Raw genomic sequence first — 14,348 nt, 5'->3', positions numbered from 1 at the left:
ATATCGGTTTGGTAACGTCGTAGCGTCAAAGGTTCCATGTTGGCCGTATTGAGCCATTGACGCGACTACGTTACCGAGTCGAGAGACAAACAAGATTGGATAATTTATTTTTTCCGTGACCCTTAAGTTGAGGTAAACGTAGCCTCCGAGGCAAATGAAAAATGTTACCGCAGTCATATATCTCATATCGGAGCCTACGCTTACCTTTGAAAAACTGTGAGCATAATGCCAAAATTGGTCCAGAATACCATGTGTGGACAGACACTATTTATCAGGCCATCAGGTGAACACAACCAAAGCATTGGACTTCCGTTAAAACTTCATACAATTTCCTGATCAACCTGAGCTGCCAATCTTTGGAGATTTTCTGCAACACAAACAGGATAGGCAGTGCTTTTATCCAATGCCAGCATATCCTTTGGCATAGTGGATATCTGTTTGCTTACATAATCACGAATTTCTGTAAGTTCTGGTTGTTGCTCAACTACCTTGCCCTGACGCATAACCGGTGCAAGTAATGGCTTGCCAGATTGACTTTCCGTATCAAGATCCAGGGTATCTGTCTGCATGAAACCGTCTTCGTCATAATAACGATATACCTGCTTACGACCTGGCCAAGTTGTCTTACTTGCAGATTTTTTTCTTTTCCCCTGACCTTTGTATTCAACCATTTTATACGCACAATCGAGATATGGTGCGTCTGAGGAAGTAATCAGACGGGTCCCTATTCCATATCCATCTATTGGGGCATTTTGCTGTTCGAGCTGCCGTAAGGCATACTCATCAAGGCTGTTGCTCGCCATTATCTTAACCTTGTCAAGCCCTGAATCATCGAGTGCCCGCCGTACCTGCTTACTCAAAAGAGCAAGATCGCCACTGTCAATCCGTACCCCCTTGACTGCAATGCCTTGTTTCGCAAGTGCCGGGGCTAACTCAATGACACGTTGTATCCCCTGAAGAGTATCATATGTGTCAATTAATAAAACAACATTGTCAGGATGACTGTTTGCAAAATTTCGAAAGGCATCTTGTTCAGATTGATGTGCCTGGATATAGGAATGGGCCATGGTCCCATAGATAGGAATATCAAAACGCATACCTGCCAGAACAGTGGCGGTTCCGTGAAGACCCGCAATATAACCAGCCCGCGCAGCTAAAAGCCCTGCCTCTGCGCCATGGCTCCGTCGCAACCCAAAATCAACAAGCAGCTTTTCTGGAGCAGCAAGCTGCATACGCAAGGCCTTGGAAGCAATCATTGTTTGAAATTGTAACAGATTGATAATTCTGGTTTCAACAAGCTGAGCCAGAGGCAAAGGAGCCGTTATACGTATAATTGGTTCATCGGCAAAAAATAAGGTCCCTTCAGCCATGGCATCCACATCACCTGTAAACCGCAGCCCTTGAAGATACTCCAGAAAACGTTCATGAAAAAAACCTGTTGAGCCCAGATACGCCAACTCTTCACTTGAAAAATGCAACTCTTGCAGATATTCGATGACCTGCTCCAGGCCAGCTGCAACAAGAACATTTCTTTCATTTGGCAGGCGTCTCACAAAAAATTCAAAAGCTGCAGTGTCTTGCATTCCATGATCAAGATAGGCCTGCATCATCGTCAACTGGTATAAATCTGTTAGCAAAGGCGACTCAATCCCCATCAAAACAGCTCCTCTCGTCTAATCAGCTCAGCGCCGAGCTCCTGCATACTTTGTAAGGCATGATCACCATCGTCAGGTTGTACGTTTACCGCTTTGATTGCATCCACAAGCACCACAACATGCAACCTGTTGGCCAAGGCATCTTTGACAGTCGCCAATACGCAGTAGTCTGTTGCCAAACCGCAAATAAACAGTCGTCGAATCCCCTGAGAACTTAGGTAGTCTTTGAGATCTGTTCCCTCAAACCCAGAATAGGCATCGGCGTCTTTTTTGGTTGCTTTGGAAATGATGTGTATGGAACAGGGAATATTGAGCTCTGCGTGAAATGCTGCTCCAGAACTACCAGCTATGCAATGCTCCGGCCAAATTCCTCCCTGGCTAACAAATGAACAATGGTCTGCAGGATGCCAATCACGAGTGGCTATGATAGGAAGCTGATTTGTTGTAAATAAATCTATGTAAGAATTAATCGTAGAAATACAAGCATTCGAACCGGGAACAGCCAGACGCCCCTGCTCAAAAAAATCATTTTGGAGGTCGACAAGAAGTAAAGCATCTTTCGGACCTGTTGTACCTGTCATAATTATCTCCTTTCAGGCTATAAGGTTTACAAACTTAAACCAGGAATTAACGTATCCCGATAAGACAGAATTTCCAATAGCTCTTTTGCTGAGAACTCAAAACCGTTCTCCACCATACTGGTATTTGTACAGAAGACAATTCAGTGTTACTCTGACAATAACCATTCTCTCACCATCACCCATCAGGTACTATAAGGTTTCACCATGGAAAAAAAAATACTGGCCACAGATGCAGCACCTGCTGCAATTGGCCCATACTCACAGGCAGTACTGGTTACTAACTTTCTTTATACATCGGGACAGATTCCTCTTGATCCAGCAACCATGGAAATTGTAGGAACTTCCATTACAGAGCAAACCAGACAGGTTATGAAAAATCTGCGAACAATTGTAGAAAATGCCGGTGGGAATCTATCAAACATCGTTAAAACAACCTGCTTTTTGAAAAACATGGATGACTTCGCTGAATTTAACGAAGTTTATGGAAAATATTTTGACTCCAATCCACCCTCACGATCCTGTGTAGAGGTCTCCCGCCTGCCAAAAGATGTGATGGTAGAAATCGAAGCTATTGCCGTTCTTACAGTATGAACTTTGGCTATCCGTGGATAGTCTTATCAACAGTCTCTTGCAAATAAATGATCCTCTCTCAAGAGAAGAATTCCTATTATCAAGGAGGGTCCGATGAAGGCAATTCAAGTCTCTAAATTTGGCCAACCAGAAGTGCTACAATACACAGACATTGACAGGCCGACTCCTGCAATAGACGAAGTATTGATCAAGGTTAAGGCAATAGGCGTCAATCCTGTTGACACCTATATACGTAGCGGAAAGTACCCTGTGCTCCCAAGTCTACCGTACATTCCCGGATCCGATGTTGCAGGTATAATAGAGCAATGTGGATCGCAAGAACCGTCTTTCACCTGTGGAACTCGTGTATATACCTGCGGAACCATCTCCGGTGGATACGCGCAACGGGTAACCGCCAAAACATCCCAGGTTTTTCATTTACCGGATGGAATCAGTTTTCAGGAAGGCGCTTCCCTGGGTGTACCAGCCACAACTGCCTGGCGAGCCTTATTTATCAGGGGCTGTGCCCAAGCGGGAGAAAAAGTATTTATTCATGGCGCCAGCAGTTCTGTGGGCATGTGCGCTGTGCAGATGGCTAGAGCCGCAGGGCTAAAAGTTTACGGCACAGCTGGTACTAAGGCAGGAATAGACAGATTGAAAAGCCTTGGCATATCTGGCGTATGGAATCATAGAGAACAGGAATATTTAAGTACATTACAGAAAGAACTACAAAATAATCGATTCAACCTCATCCTGGAAATGCTTGCCAATGTCAACCTTTCTAGAGACATGGAATTACTTGCCCCACGTGGTCGAGTAGTGGTTATTGGCAGCCGCGGAACAATTACGTTCGACCCCAGATCTACCATGGGACCGGAACTCGATATTCGTGGCTTATCATTGTTTAACAGTACAGGTGAGGAATTGAAACAAGCACAGGCAGGAATTCAGGCTGCTCTGACAACAGGTACCCTGAAACCGGTGATTGCCCGGGTTTTCTCCCTTGAGGATGCCTGTAAAGCACATCAACAGGTTATGGCGAACGGTAAGTGTGGTAAAATTCTCCTCACTCCATAGCCAAATGTCTGCTGACAGGGATCTGTCTATGTGATCCAGGTGATAAGAACAGACATGGTAAAAAATGCACTGAGGGTAGAAAGAACTATAGCAGCAGAAGCAAGCTCGGTGTCTGAATGCAACTGTGCAGAAAGCACATATATGGCAGTGGAAGCAGGTAAAGAAAAAAAGAGCATACTCACCTGCCAGGTTATCCCCTGCACATGAAAAAGGTAAAGAGAAAACCACCCTGTTAATGGGAGAAAAACCAGTTTGATTACAGCACCCAAACCAGCCAGAATGGCATTATCACGTGCACTCTGAAACGAAAGTGCACCACCTATGGAGAAAAGAGCTAGAGGAAGAGTGGTAGAAGAAAGCAGCCGAAGAAAATTATCGATGTATTGTGGAAATCCTCCGATGTAATGCGCATAGCCTATCCCGGCCAGGCAACCCAGGATTAAGGGATTGGTCATCAACGTCTTCATTGTTGATGCCAAACGAGACGATACCTTTTCTGCACTGCTATCGTGCCAGACAAGAACTCCCACACTCATGACATTAATTATTGGAATGAGAACTCCAACCAAAATTGCAAACAGTTGAACTCCTTTTTCCCCAAACAGGTTAATAACCACAGCCATACCGATGTATGTATTAAAGCGATAACAACTTTGGCTGAAGGTTCCAGCTTTATATGCATTCATCCTGGTCAAGCGAATGAATAGGAGACTGAGAAAAAAAACTGCTGTTACAGCACATAGCGAGGCAATCAGGTAGTGCCACTCGCTCCCTTGCGCCAGTGATGCAGCGCCAATTTTCCAAAACAACATGACCGGAAAAAGAACGTAATACACAAGTCGGTCACTGTTTCTAAAAAAGGTTTTTTCTACGATTCCAATGCGACGAAGGAGTATACCTGTGAGAATCAGGGCAAATACAGGAAACAGTGCGTTCAGAACCATAATATGCCTTTTGATTGACAGATCATTTTAAGAATTATGTACTACTACTAACAATGGTGAATTGTGGTCTTTGAATTCTCGTCTTTCGACAGACGGGACATTTTCCAGGTGTTTTTTTACGGGTTCTGTCTTCAAAAACAAAATCACAGTACAGGCAGCGGGCAGGTTCTACCCTGAGTCTTTTGCCACTTGCCTTCACCCCTCGTTCTATATGTTCGAGATGGCTGTAAACCTCTTTTTCTGTAATTTGAAGATGTTGTGAAAGCTCCCGAACACCGAGAACATCTTCCTCTAATAATGTCAGAAGCTGCTGACGAACTGTTTGATTTCTCTCAACAGGGACCTGTTTCATATCAATAGTACTATCAGTTGTTGGGAAAGAGGGACAGCGCAGTGTGCTTTTCCTGTTGCTTATACGTATCCATCAGAGAATCCAATTTACGCCTGGACACCTTACTAACCTTTTGCATTAGATGGAATGGAACATCTTGAAGACCATACATCTGTTTCAGATAGTTGACCATAGCAATCCAGAGAAGACCTGTTTTCTCAGCATCTGCCAATGCACGATGATACACGTCATCAGTCTGTATTCCACAGTGTTCAACAAGGGATCGAAGTTTATGGTTGAGAGCATCCGGATAAATACGTCTTGCCACAAGCATTGAGCAGGCAAATTCATTTTGCCTGTATTGCTGCAGGTATGACATCTCATTATCGAGAAATTTTATATCAAAGGAGGCATTATGCGCCACTAAAGGATGATCTCCAATAAAACGGGCGAATTTTTCCATAACCACTTCGCAATCAGGAGCCTCTTCCACAGCCTGACTGGAAATTCCGGTCAGGGATTCGATAAACGAAGTGATAGGGAACCCCGGATTCATAATATTTTGAAACCGTTCCACAATACATTCTTTTTCAATTCGTACCGCACCGATTTCAATGGGGCGGTCACCCCCAGAAATCGATCCACCGGTGGTCTCAAAATCAAAGACAATAACCGATTCTGTTTTCATTATATTAGCAATCCATAGAGCTGTTACATTGTAAATATCATGTCGAATTGTACCATAAACAACTTATAATGCGCCAAACTCAAGCCTCTCAATAAGACAGTGTAATTTTTCAGTGAATGCAGTATTTTTAAATCCTGTAGATACAAGTCTGCCCATAATGAGGACTCTTGCTTAAGAGAAGGCATCTTTAGCCTCTGAAAATCAAGATTGTATCCCTCATCTCAGGATCGATACCCACTAACGAGGAAGAACATGGAGTTTTTTAATTTTTCCAGTCAAGAAAAAAAGAAGATTCAAAAGGCGTTACGGTTTATTACCCAAGAAGAGCTCGATATTTTTTCGCTTCCCACAGATCTGCCTGTCATTAGAACAGAAAATTTTCAATCAGAATGCGAAGAGTTTATTGACCCGGAACGTATTCTGGGCACAGAAAATGATCGTGGGGTGGTAATTTTTCCTAACAACCGCACAGCAAAACATAAAATCATTCTTAACAAAGAACTTATCCAGGGCATCTCATATGTTTACTCATTGAGCAAAGAGCTCATTCACCTGTATAACTTCCTTCGTTTTTTCAAAGATCACGGGCATCTCTACACCTTTAATCAAGATAAACTCATCCAGACCTATTATTTTGAATTTCTTTTATGGACAAAATTTCAGGCACGTAAAATCAGTACACGAACATACTTGCTGATGAACTGGCACGAAACACATGGAGAGGAATCACCAAAAGATGGTCACTACACATTCAGTGGAATCAATATTCAAACAACACCTGTACTTAACCGCCTGGAGCAGTTAACAAAAACAACAGACAGTCCGGCCTTGCGTGAAAATCTATGGGAGCTCTTCAATGACCTGGCCTCCTATTTGGGAGAACTTGCCTTTTATCAGAATCAACCTGCACCATCTTCCATCGATGAAGACTACCCCGTTCAAATTCTAGACCAGTGGTTAGGTGAAAAAAATGTCCTCCGTATGTATGGGTTGTTATTATCTTGCCAGAAATATGATGATTTTACCACGATACAACAAGGCCTTCGTGCGTGTATTCTGAACATGGAAGAGCATTGTAAAAACTGTTTTGAGGCCATGGTCACTTCTTAACATCCCAAGTTTTCTCATGACCTTAAAAAAAAGACCTCAAAAACCTGACCTTCATCCGGGCATAAAGCAGCAGTATGGCAGCTATGACTTTATGCCCGAAATCTTTTCAAACGCGGTACAAACAAAAACAATTCAAAAAGGAAAAACAGATAAATCTCTGCCTTTCTGTCCATTCATCAATCGAGTTCCACTGCCCATTCTTCCATGGGAGGAACATTTTTAACTGTCTGCTGTTGAAGCATAAACTCAGCAAAACGTTTATACCGTTTTTTATCAAGTGCGCCAGGGCGCAGCGCAAAACGCGGTAACGTATCTTTCCAGGCCAGTCTATTTAATTCGTCATCCAGATCCGAACGATTTCCCTTGATAAATAGCTGCCAACTTTGCTGAGGATGGTTGACCAGATACTGCACGCCTTGCTCCAGAGCATCAACAAATTTACGCAATTTAGGATCAGCCAGTGATTTCTTATTGGCCACGAGAATAAGCTCGTCATATGCAGGGATACCATATTCTTCTACATAAAATGCTCGCCCTGGTCGCTTTTCTATCGCCATTTGGTTAATCTCAAAGTTTCTGAAAGCCCCAATGACTCCATCAGCTTGACCGGTGAACAGGCTCGGAGAAAGCGAAAAATTCACATTCACCAGAGTGACATCATCCAAGGTCAAATTATGTTTCTCCAGCATAACTTTGAGCAACACAGTTTCAAAACCACCTACAGAATACCCTATGGTTTTACCTTTGAGGTCTGCAATGGTTTTAATGGGGCCGTCATCTAACACTACCAGAGAATTTAGTGGAGTCGCTATCAACGTGGCAATTCTAACCAACGGGAGCCCCTGATCAACCTGCATCTGATGCTGATGCTGATAGGAAACAGCAATATCTGCCTTACCAGCCGCTACAAGCTTAGGAGGATCATTAGGGTTTGACGGTGAAATGAGCTCGACATCAAGGCCTTTCTCTTTAAAATAACCTTGTTCCAAAGCAATAAAAAGTGGGGCATGATCAGGATTAACAAACCAGTCGAGAAGAACAGTTACCTTCTCTTGTGCATGTACAGGCATACTCATCGTACACAGCGCCCAGATACCGCAAACAAATACAATTAAGGATTTTTTCATATCATATATCCCTGTTTTGATTCCCAATAGAGGATTTTAGAGAGTAAAAAATCAATGCTAAAATATAAAGTCAAGGAAACTGCGGCAAGCAAGGTCAATGCTGCAAACATAACATCAACCTGCATTCGGGCATTGGCATGCAGCATATAAAACCCTAGCCCGGAACTGGATCCCACCCACTCTCCCACAATGGCACCAATAGGGGCAACAGCTGCAGCAACCCTGACCCCTGATGCAAAGGCAGGCATTGCAGCAGGAATAATAATAAAGCGAAAAACAGCAAGCTGTTTGGCCTCCATAACCCTGGCAAGTTCCAGAAGGTCAGGATTTGTACGCTGCATCCCATAAAAGAAAGAAGAGGTGACCGGAAAATAGATAATGAGCACAGCCATGGCCACTTTGGATCCCATGCCATACCCAAGCCACAACACTAAAATTGGCGCCAGGGCAAACACAGGTACAGCCTGACTGACTACCAACATTGGAAGCATCCACCTTCGCAACCCCGGCAGCAGTGTCATGGCAAGTGCAGAACAACTGCCTAAAACAATACCAAAGACCAGACCAAGCACAATTTCCATAAAAGTGGTGCCCAAATGCTGGATTAATGGTGACCAGTGACTAATAATTGCCTTGTATACTACCCATGGGCCAGGCAGAATGTAAACGGGGATGCCCGTGCTCCAAACCAAGACCTGCCACAACAACAGGCTGCTGAAAGCAAGAATAATGAATCGAGCTAACTTCACAATACGCTTTCCTGCATCAGTTGATGAAGCAATGGGCCGTAGTGCTTATGAATTTCCACATCATCCGGGTCACGGGGCGGTTCTCCATCCAATTCAAGAATGCTGCACACAGATGCGGGTGCTTTTGACAGCACCAGAACAACCTGCCCCATACGTAATGCTTCCATTGGGTCATGGGTGACAAGCACCGTTGTCGTTCCCTTAATCATTTCAGCTGAAAGATTCTGCAATTTCACTCTGGTCAATGCATCCAATGCTGAAAATGGTTCATCCATCAGCAAGATGGAACACTCTTCCATCAGTGTTCTTAACAGAGCTCCGCGTTGCCTCATTCCTCCAGACAATTGCTTGGGAAGAGCCTGTTCGCACCCCTTTAGCCCCGCTTTTTCAATAAGTTCTGCAGCGAGAGCCTGCCTCTCTTCAGTTACTTCACCCCGCAACTTGCTGCCCAGCAAAACATTATCCTGCAATGTCATCCACGGCAGCAAAAGATCATTCTGGCTCATCCATGCCACCTTATGCTGCTGATGTGGATCTGTGCCGATGATGAGGTCTCCACTATACGCATACGAAGGATCTCCGGAAATCAATCTGAGTAAAGTTGATTTACCGCACCCACTTGGACCTAACAGGCAACTGCATTTACCGGCAGGGAGATCGAGAGTCAGGTCTCGAAAAATTGTTTGCCTGCCTAAGACAAGGCCAACTTTTTGAAAACGTACCGCAGGAGCACTCATATTGTACATTCCAGAACTCAACTTCAAACATTTCAATAAAAACGATAGAAGTGATGAACAGGACCATGTCCATGACCTATTGTATATTCGGCGCCAGCCTGGATCGCGCCATGAACATACTGTTTTGCCTCAGCAACCGCATTTTCTACTGTTTTCCCAAGAGCTAACTGCGAGGCAATGGCTGAAGACAGCGTGCAACCTGTACCATGATTGTTGTTGGTTGTAATACGCTTAGCAGGGAAAAATGTTATCTCATTATTCAGACCGTTATACAGACAGTCGTCACTATTTTCTGTCTCCAAATGTCCTCCTTTAAGCAGTACGTGACGGCATCCCAGCTCACAAAGTTGCCTGGCAGCCAGATCCGGCATGTCCAAAGAAGTAATGCGGTACCCGAGCAGTTCAGAGGCCTCTGGAAGGTTGGGTGTAATAAGTGTTGCCATTGGAATCAAATGCTGCTTTAAGGCATCAATGGCTTCATCCTGCAACAGTTTGTCACCACTCTGGGCAACCATTACCGGGTCAAGGACTATTGTATCAACCTCAAATGAACGTAACTTGTCAGCTATACCGATGATAAGTTCAGGAGAAAACAGCATGCCTATCTTAATGGCATCCACACCTATATCGGAAAGGACAGCGTCCAGCTGCTCACAGACAAAATCCACCGGGACAGGATGAATTCCCGTTACACCGACAGTGTTTTGTGCTGTCAGAGCAGTAATAACACTCATGGCGTAACAGCCGTTTGCAGATATGGTTTTTAAGTCAGCTTGAATTCCAGCACCGCCTCCACTGTCAGAACCAGCTATGGTCAATACTCGTCGATATGTCTTTGTCATGGTTAGATCCATGGCTGCTATTCGAAAGAAAACACGAAACAGCCGTATTCAGGTTTCAGGAGTATTTGCTTTATCCCTTTTTTACTCCACATCATCTACTGTGTCAGGGAGGAAATAGCACACTGAATATATATTTAAAATACTAAACCTAGGAGTCTGTCGGAGAATTGCTATTTTTTCTCAGATTAAGATATTTTCAGGAAATCAATCAAGCACAGCCATATACTTGGATATTGCAAGCATTGATTTTCTGAAAAATAACATAAATATAAGGTAAAAGAGCTTTCTCCGACAGGCTCCTAACAATTATGCCTATTCAGAGGCTTTAGGGTCACGGACAAAATAATGTATCCTATCCTATTGCTCTCTCAACTCATTCTCACTTTTCCCGCGTCCCTTAATTACTGAGATCGGACGGAAACCATCGCCAGTGCCATGCTTCCCAGGGCATATCTTCAGGTTGGTCTTGAGGATAACTCTCATAAAAACCAAATTCCTCAGCATGTTGTTGTAGCCAACTGTAAGCTGCTGTTTGGGCAAACTCCCAATTACTTGGATAAAAGTCTACAACAGTCCCGAGCATATGCTCAGAATATCCAGGAGGAGCCACGTATCTGACAATATCTTCGAAAGGACGCCCTTCTTTCATCATTTTAAGGAAAATTTTTCGCTGAAACCACTCACTCCTATACGAAGAATGTACTTTCAGATGTAAACCATTGGCAGATGCAGCCTCTGCCATTTTTTGCAGGGCCACATTAGCTTCAGGAAGCAAGAAGAGTTTTGTACCATTAAAGGTCAAATCTTTGGGAATCATCTCCAAATCAGCAGCAGTAAAAACAGGGGAAGCAAGCCTTTTGCCCATCCACTGCCTAGGAATTTCATATTCCTGCCCTCTAAGCAGGAGGTGTTCTTTCGTGTCTGTTCCGGATGCAACATTTTTAACCGTGCTAGAATCCAGTTCAGGAATTGTTTCCTTGGTTAATTCTTCATGTTGAGGAGCTTGCCTTTTAATGGTCTGTGCTTGTATTTCGGGCACAACTTTTGATGCCGACTGAGAGGTGGATTGCTGCAGACTACCTGTACAAGACAGCAATAAAAGAGGGAAAAATAGGCTAAACAAATGCGTTAGCTTCCGATCAAGAAAAACTAATAAATAGAACATATAGGTAATCCGAATGTTACGAAACAATGTCAGTCACCAGGGCATTACTACATGCCAAGATAGATCTTACATACTCGATGTCAAAAAAACTCCATGCACAAAGGAGCAATAACCTTCTTTACTTCGGCCAGTTAGGCTCCACCCAATTTACATAATATTTTTCATAAGTTCCAGAGAACTAACATAATTTTCCCGATTTTAAGAGTTGCAGAAAAACTTAATTATCCAAAAAAAGTGCACAAGATACTGGCTCATTCGCATGACTGCCGCAATGATTACATACTGACTGCAGTAAGCCTTTGAAACAGTTACAAGAATGAGTTGAGAACCCGACAAAATATGACAAGTATTTTTTGCCACTTCCCTAAAAAAGGCACATCAAAAATGTTTTCTTTCTGAATAGCTATAGAGCCAATATGTAAGGATGGTATTGACCTGGTCAAGGCTCAAGGTCGGAAAACGGTGCATAAAGAGTTGACTAGCCGTAAATGAAGACATTTTGGCTTCATCCAACAGGTTATCAAAGTAGACAAGGTGTTCATTGGTGAGATAGTCTGGTTTTTCCATAGAACGTTCTCAATATAGCGACGATCCAAGAGAATCTTTGCCTTTTACAAAGACAAAGCAGATAGAATGACAAAGACGAAAACCCACTCAATAACATTGTACGTCTTCCCTCTTCCCAAGTCAAAAGACTCTCATATTTGATCCTGTCATTGAGATGACTTTAAAAAAATCACAACATATCCGGGTAAACATTGACAGCTGTGAAAACACTGAGTAGGTTCGCTCACCATCTAAAAGGCTCACCTGGGGAAGTGGGAAAATCTGTTCAGTAAAAAAATTTTGATCAGGCGCAGATATGATTGGTATTTACGCTGGTAGTTATGATCCTCCTACCAATGGACACCTGTGGATGTTCGAACAGGGGATGAAACTGTTTGATAAATTTTTCATCGCCGTAGGAGAAAATGCACACAAACACTATTCATTTACTTTAGACGAACGTCTTGAAATGATTATGGAACTGTGTGAGGGACACACCAATGTAACAGTAGTGACCATTGAAAATAAGTTTTTAGTAAAATACGCCGAATCGGTAGGTGCAGATTATATTTTCAGAGGTATTCGCAACGAGGGGGACTACACATACGAACGTGGCATGCGCTACGTGAATAGCAACATAAATAACAACATTCAGACCATATTCATGATGTCACCCCGCGATCTGGTGGAAGTCAGTTCCAGTCTGGTTAAAGGATTGGTCGGAGCTGACTGCTGGGAGGAAATTATCAAACAATATGTCCCAGAACCTGTGTACCGGCGTATGTTAAAAAAATTTGGCGGGCAAAGAAGCAGACATCTCTTTTGATGCATATATATTACTGCACAAGAATAGCAACTTGCCTCATGCCGCAAACTGCTCTTGCTATGGACGGTTTCCCTTCCAGCAGACAAACGATAACTCATCACTCAGCAGTTGATCACAAATACATCTTCTGATTTCAAGCACATTTTTTCTATCACCGGAGAATCGCTCTATGAACGGCAGTTTATTCCAGACTCTCCCATGTACAAACTAGACACGAAAAAATTCCACCCAAACATACCATGTGATTTCCCTGTACCCTTTCCATCAAAATACAAATAAGGCAATTCCGTATTTAGCAGCCACCCTTGTGGTATGCATCTGGTCTGGCTGGATTACCATTTCACGCTATGGTGTTCATACCAACCTGCTACCGGCTGATATCACTTTACTCCGATATTGTACAGCACTACTCTGTGTTTCACCCTGGCTGTTGACGTATCCATGGGCAAAATTTCGTTTTTACCAATACCTGTTCGTTGGAGTGGGGGTGGGCTTTCCGTATACCATGTTATCATTTTATGGTTTACAGAAAATAAAGGCCGCCCATGCGGGCGTACTTGTTAACGGGATGTTACCTGTTATGGGAGCAATAGTTGCATGGTGTATATTTCGACAAAAGCTATACATCAGGCAGTGGGCAGCGGTTGTATTAATATGCCTGGCCAATCTTATCATGGCCGGTTCAGATATCTTTTCCAGGGACCATCTCACGGGTATTGTATTCCTCCTTGGTGCAGCCTCAATCTATACGATACATATGACAGGCGTAAGACTTTGGCATTTTACCTGGAAAGATGTTCTTCTTGTCGTGCCGGTAATTAATGTAGGCCTTTTTCTGCCGATATGGTTTTTTCTGCCAACATCTCTCACCACTGCCAACATTAACGATATCATCTGCCAATCTCTGTATCAGGGAATTTTAGTCAATATAATCGCGTTAACTTGCGTGGCCTATGCCATCCGTCACCTCGGTACTATGACTGTAGCACTCTTTATGTCCACAGTACCGGTTATGACATCAATACTTGCCTGGATATTTCTGCAGGAACCACTTATCCTGCACGAAGGTATAGGCATATTGGGATGCTCATTGGGATTGCTTCTTTATGCCAAAGGAGCATCTACTCATTCAAGATCTATTGATTAAACGTAACTGCTCACAGCGCAAAGACCTTTCCGCGATCAGCCTGGCTTTACATATGACCCAATACGTAGCCAGCCTGTTTGCAAAAACTTCAGGCACCCTGTACCAGTTACAAATGCAGTAAATCTCCAAGCTTATTCGTCTCACCTATGAGTAGATTCCCCTACGCGACCATGCGTAGCAGTGTTCTGACAAAAGATTTTTGCGTCTTTTGCCTCGGTAACGGGCAAATCGATTGAAAATCCTCACTCAATGC

The 14,348-nt window shown here is 43.4% G+C and carries 16 protein-coding genes; 5 read left to right on the top strand and 11 right to left on the bottom strand.

Annotation, left to right across the window (positions count from 1 at the left end):
• Nucleotides 1-320 precede the first annotated feature (320 nt).
• Both G493_RS0116395 and G493_RS0116390 read right to left on the bottom strand, forming a co-directional pair.
• The gene (locus tag G493_RS0116395) at nucleotides 321-1,655 is read right to left on the bottom strand and encodes a nicotinate phosphoribosyltransferase (RefSeq protein ID WP_028581267.1); all 1,335 of its coding nucleotides are present in this window, start codon (nucleotides 1,653-1,655) and stop codon (nucleotides 321-323) included.
• Nucleotides 1,655-2,236 (bottom strand): isochorismatase family protein, encoded by a 582-nt coding sequence (locus G493_RS0116390; RefSeq protein ID WP_028581266.1) that lies wholly within the window; start codon nucleotides 2,234-2,236, stop codon nucleotides 1,655-1,657. Before G493_RS0116390 ends, G493_RS0116395 begins: the two co-directional genes overlap by 1 nt.
• A gap of 204 nt (nucleotides 2,237-2,440) precedes the next feature.
• Between G493_RS0116390 and G493_RS0116385 the strand changes: the two genes are divergently transcribed.
• Together G493_RS0116385 and G493_RS0116380 are read left to right on the top strand one after the other, a co-directional pair.
• Complete coding sequence (locus G493_RS0116385; RefSeq protein WP_028581265.1) at nucleotides 2,441-2,827, top strand: RidA family protein; 387 nt, start codon at nucleotides 2,441-2,443, stop codon at nucleotides 2,825-2,827.
• A 93-nt stretch (nucleotides 2,828-2,920) separates the two neighbouring features.
• Nucleotides 2,921-3,883, top strand: coding sequence for an NADPH:quinone reductase (locus G493_RS0116380; RefSeq protein ID WP_028581264.1), 963 nt, complete (start codon nucleotides 2,921-2,923; stop codon nucleotides 3,881-3,883).
• Nucleotides 3,884-3,909: 26 nt separating this feature from the next.
• Here G493_RS0116380 and G493_RS29695 read toward each other — a convergent pair whose 3' ends face one another.
• From G493_RS29695 to G493_RS29690, 3 genes are read right to left on the bottom strand one after another with little or no spacing between them, the layout of a single operon-like run.
• The gene (locus G493_RS29695) at nucleotides 3,910-4,827 is read right to left on the bottom strand and encodes an AEC family transporter (protein ID WP_232363781.1); all 918 of its coding nucleotides are present in this window, start codon (nucleotides 4,825-4,827) and stop codon (nucleotides 3,910-3,912) included.
• Nucleotides 4,828-4,861: 34 nt separating this feature from the next.
• Nucleotides 4,862-5,179, bottom strand: a complete 318-nt coding sequence (locus tag G493_RS35005) for a hypothetical protein (RefSeq protein ID WP_028581263.1) — start codon at nucleotides 5,177-5,179, stop codon at nucleotides 4,862-4,864.
• Between the two features lie 13 nt (nucleotides 5,180-5,192).
• Nucleotides 5,193-5,846: a 3'-5' exonuclease gene (locus G493_RS29690; RefSeq protein WP_051309393.1), complete on the bottom strand. Its 654-nt coding sequence runs from the start codon at nucleotides 5,844-5,846 to the stop codon at nucleotides 5,193-5,195.
• 252 nt (nucleotides 5,847-6,098) lie between these two features.
• On the opposite strand from G493_RS29690, the gene G493_RS0116360 reads away from it, so the two are divergent.
• Nucleotides 6,099-6,956, top strand: a complete 858-nt coding sequence (locus G493_RS0116360; RefSeq protein WP_028581262.1) for a hypothetical protein — start codon at nucleotides 6,099-6,101, stop codon at nucleotides 6,954-6,956.
• Nucleotides 6,957-7,132: 176 nt separating this feature from the next.
• Here the strand turns inward: G493_RS0116360 and G493_RS0116355 are convergent, their stop codons facing one another.
• The 6 genes from G493_RS0116355 to G493_RS0116330 form a co-directional block, all read right to left on the bottom strand.
• Nucleotides 7,133-8,083, bottom strand: a complete 951-nt coding sequence (locus G493_RS0116355; RefSeq protein ID WP_028581261.1) for an ABC transporter substrate-binding protein — start codon at nucleotides 8,081-8,083, stop codon at nucleotides 7,133-7,135.
• Nucleotides 8,080-8,832 carry an ABC transporter permease gene (locus G493_RS0116350; RefSeq protein ID WP_028581260.1) on the bottom strand — a complete coding sequence of 251 codons (753 nt, stop codon included), beginning with the start codon at nucleotides 8,830-8,832 and terminating at the stop codon, nucleotides 8,080-8,082. The genes G493_RS0116355 and G493_RS0116350 overlap by 4 nt, the downstream gene beginning before the upstream one ends.
• Nucleotides 8,829-9,569, bottom strand: coding sequence for an ABC transporter ATP-binding protein (locus G493_RS0116345; protein ID WP_028581259.1), 741 nt, complete (start codon nucleotides 9,567-9,569; stop codon nucleotides 8,829-8,831). Before G493_RS0116345 ends, G493_RS0116350 begins: the two co-directional genes overlap by 4 nt.
• Nucleotides 9,570-9,601: 32 nt before the next feature.
• Nucleotides 9,602-10,411 carry a bifunctional hydroxymethylpyrimidine kinase/phosphomethylpyrimidine kinase gene (gene thiD / locus G493_RS0116340; RefSeq protein WP_028581258.1) on the bottom strand — a complete coding sequence of 270 codons (810 nt, stop codon included), beginning with the start codon at nucleotides 10,409-10,411 and terminating at the stop codon, nucleotides 9,602-9,604.
• Between the two features lie 397 nt (nucleotides 10,412-10,808).
• Nucleotides 10,809-11,576, bottom strand: a complete 768-nt coding sequence (locus G493_RS32370) for a M15 family metallopeptidase (protein WP_084813619.1) — start codon at nucleotides 11,574-11,576, stop codon at nucleotides 10,809-10,811.
• A 378-nt stretch (nucleotides 11,577-11,954) separates the two neighbouring features.
• A complete protein-coding gene (locus G493_RS0116330; RefSeq protein WP_028581257.1) occupies nucleotides 11,955-12,143 on the bottom strand; it encodes a hypothetical protein in 189 nt (62 codons plus the stop codon).
• A 295-nt stretch (nucleotides 12,144-12,438) separates the two neighbouring features.
• Between G493_RS0116330 and coaD the strand changes: the two genes are divergently transcribed.
• Together coaD and G493_RS0116320 are read left to right on the top strand one after the other, a co-directional pair.
• On the top strand, nucleotides 12,439-12,948 hold the full coding sequence (gene coaD, locus G493_RS0116325; protein ID WP_028581256.1) for a pantetheine-phosphate adenylyltransferase: 510 nt from the start codon (nucleotides 12,439-12,441) through the stop codon (nucleotides 12,946-12,948).
• 241 nt (nucleotides 12,949-13,189) lie between these two features.
• Nucleotides 13,190-14,095, top strand: a complete 906-nt coding sequence (locus G493_RS0116320; protein WP_205623702.1) for a DMT family transporter — start codon at nucleotides 13,190-13,192, stop codon at nucleotides 14,093-14,095.
• Nucleotides 14,096-14,348 lie beyond the last annotated feature (253 nt).

This window comes from Desulfogranum japonicum DSM 18378, from assembly GCF_000429945.1.
Lineage (GTDB): Bacteria > Desulfobacterota > Desulfobulbia > Desulfobulbales > Desulfobulbaceae > Desulfogranum > Desulfogranum japonicum.
The sequence above is the reverse complement of the archived record's forward strand: the minus strand, read 5'-3'. Positions and strand labels throughout refer to the sequence as shown.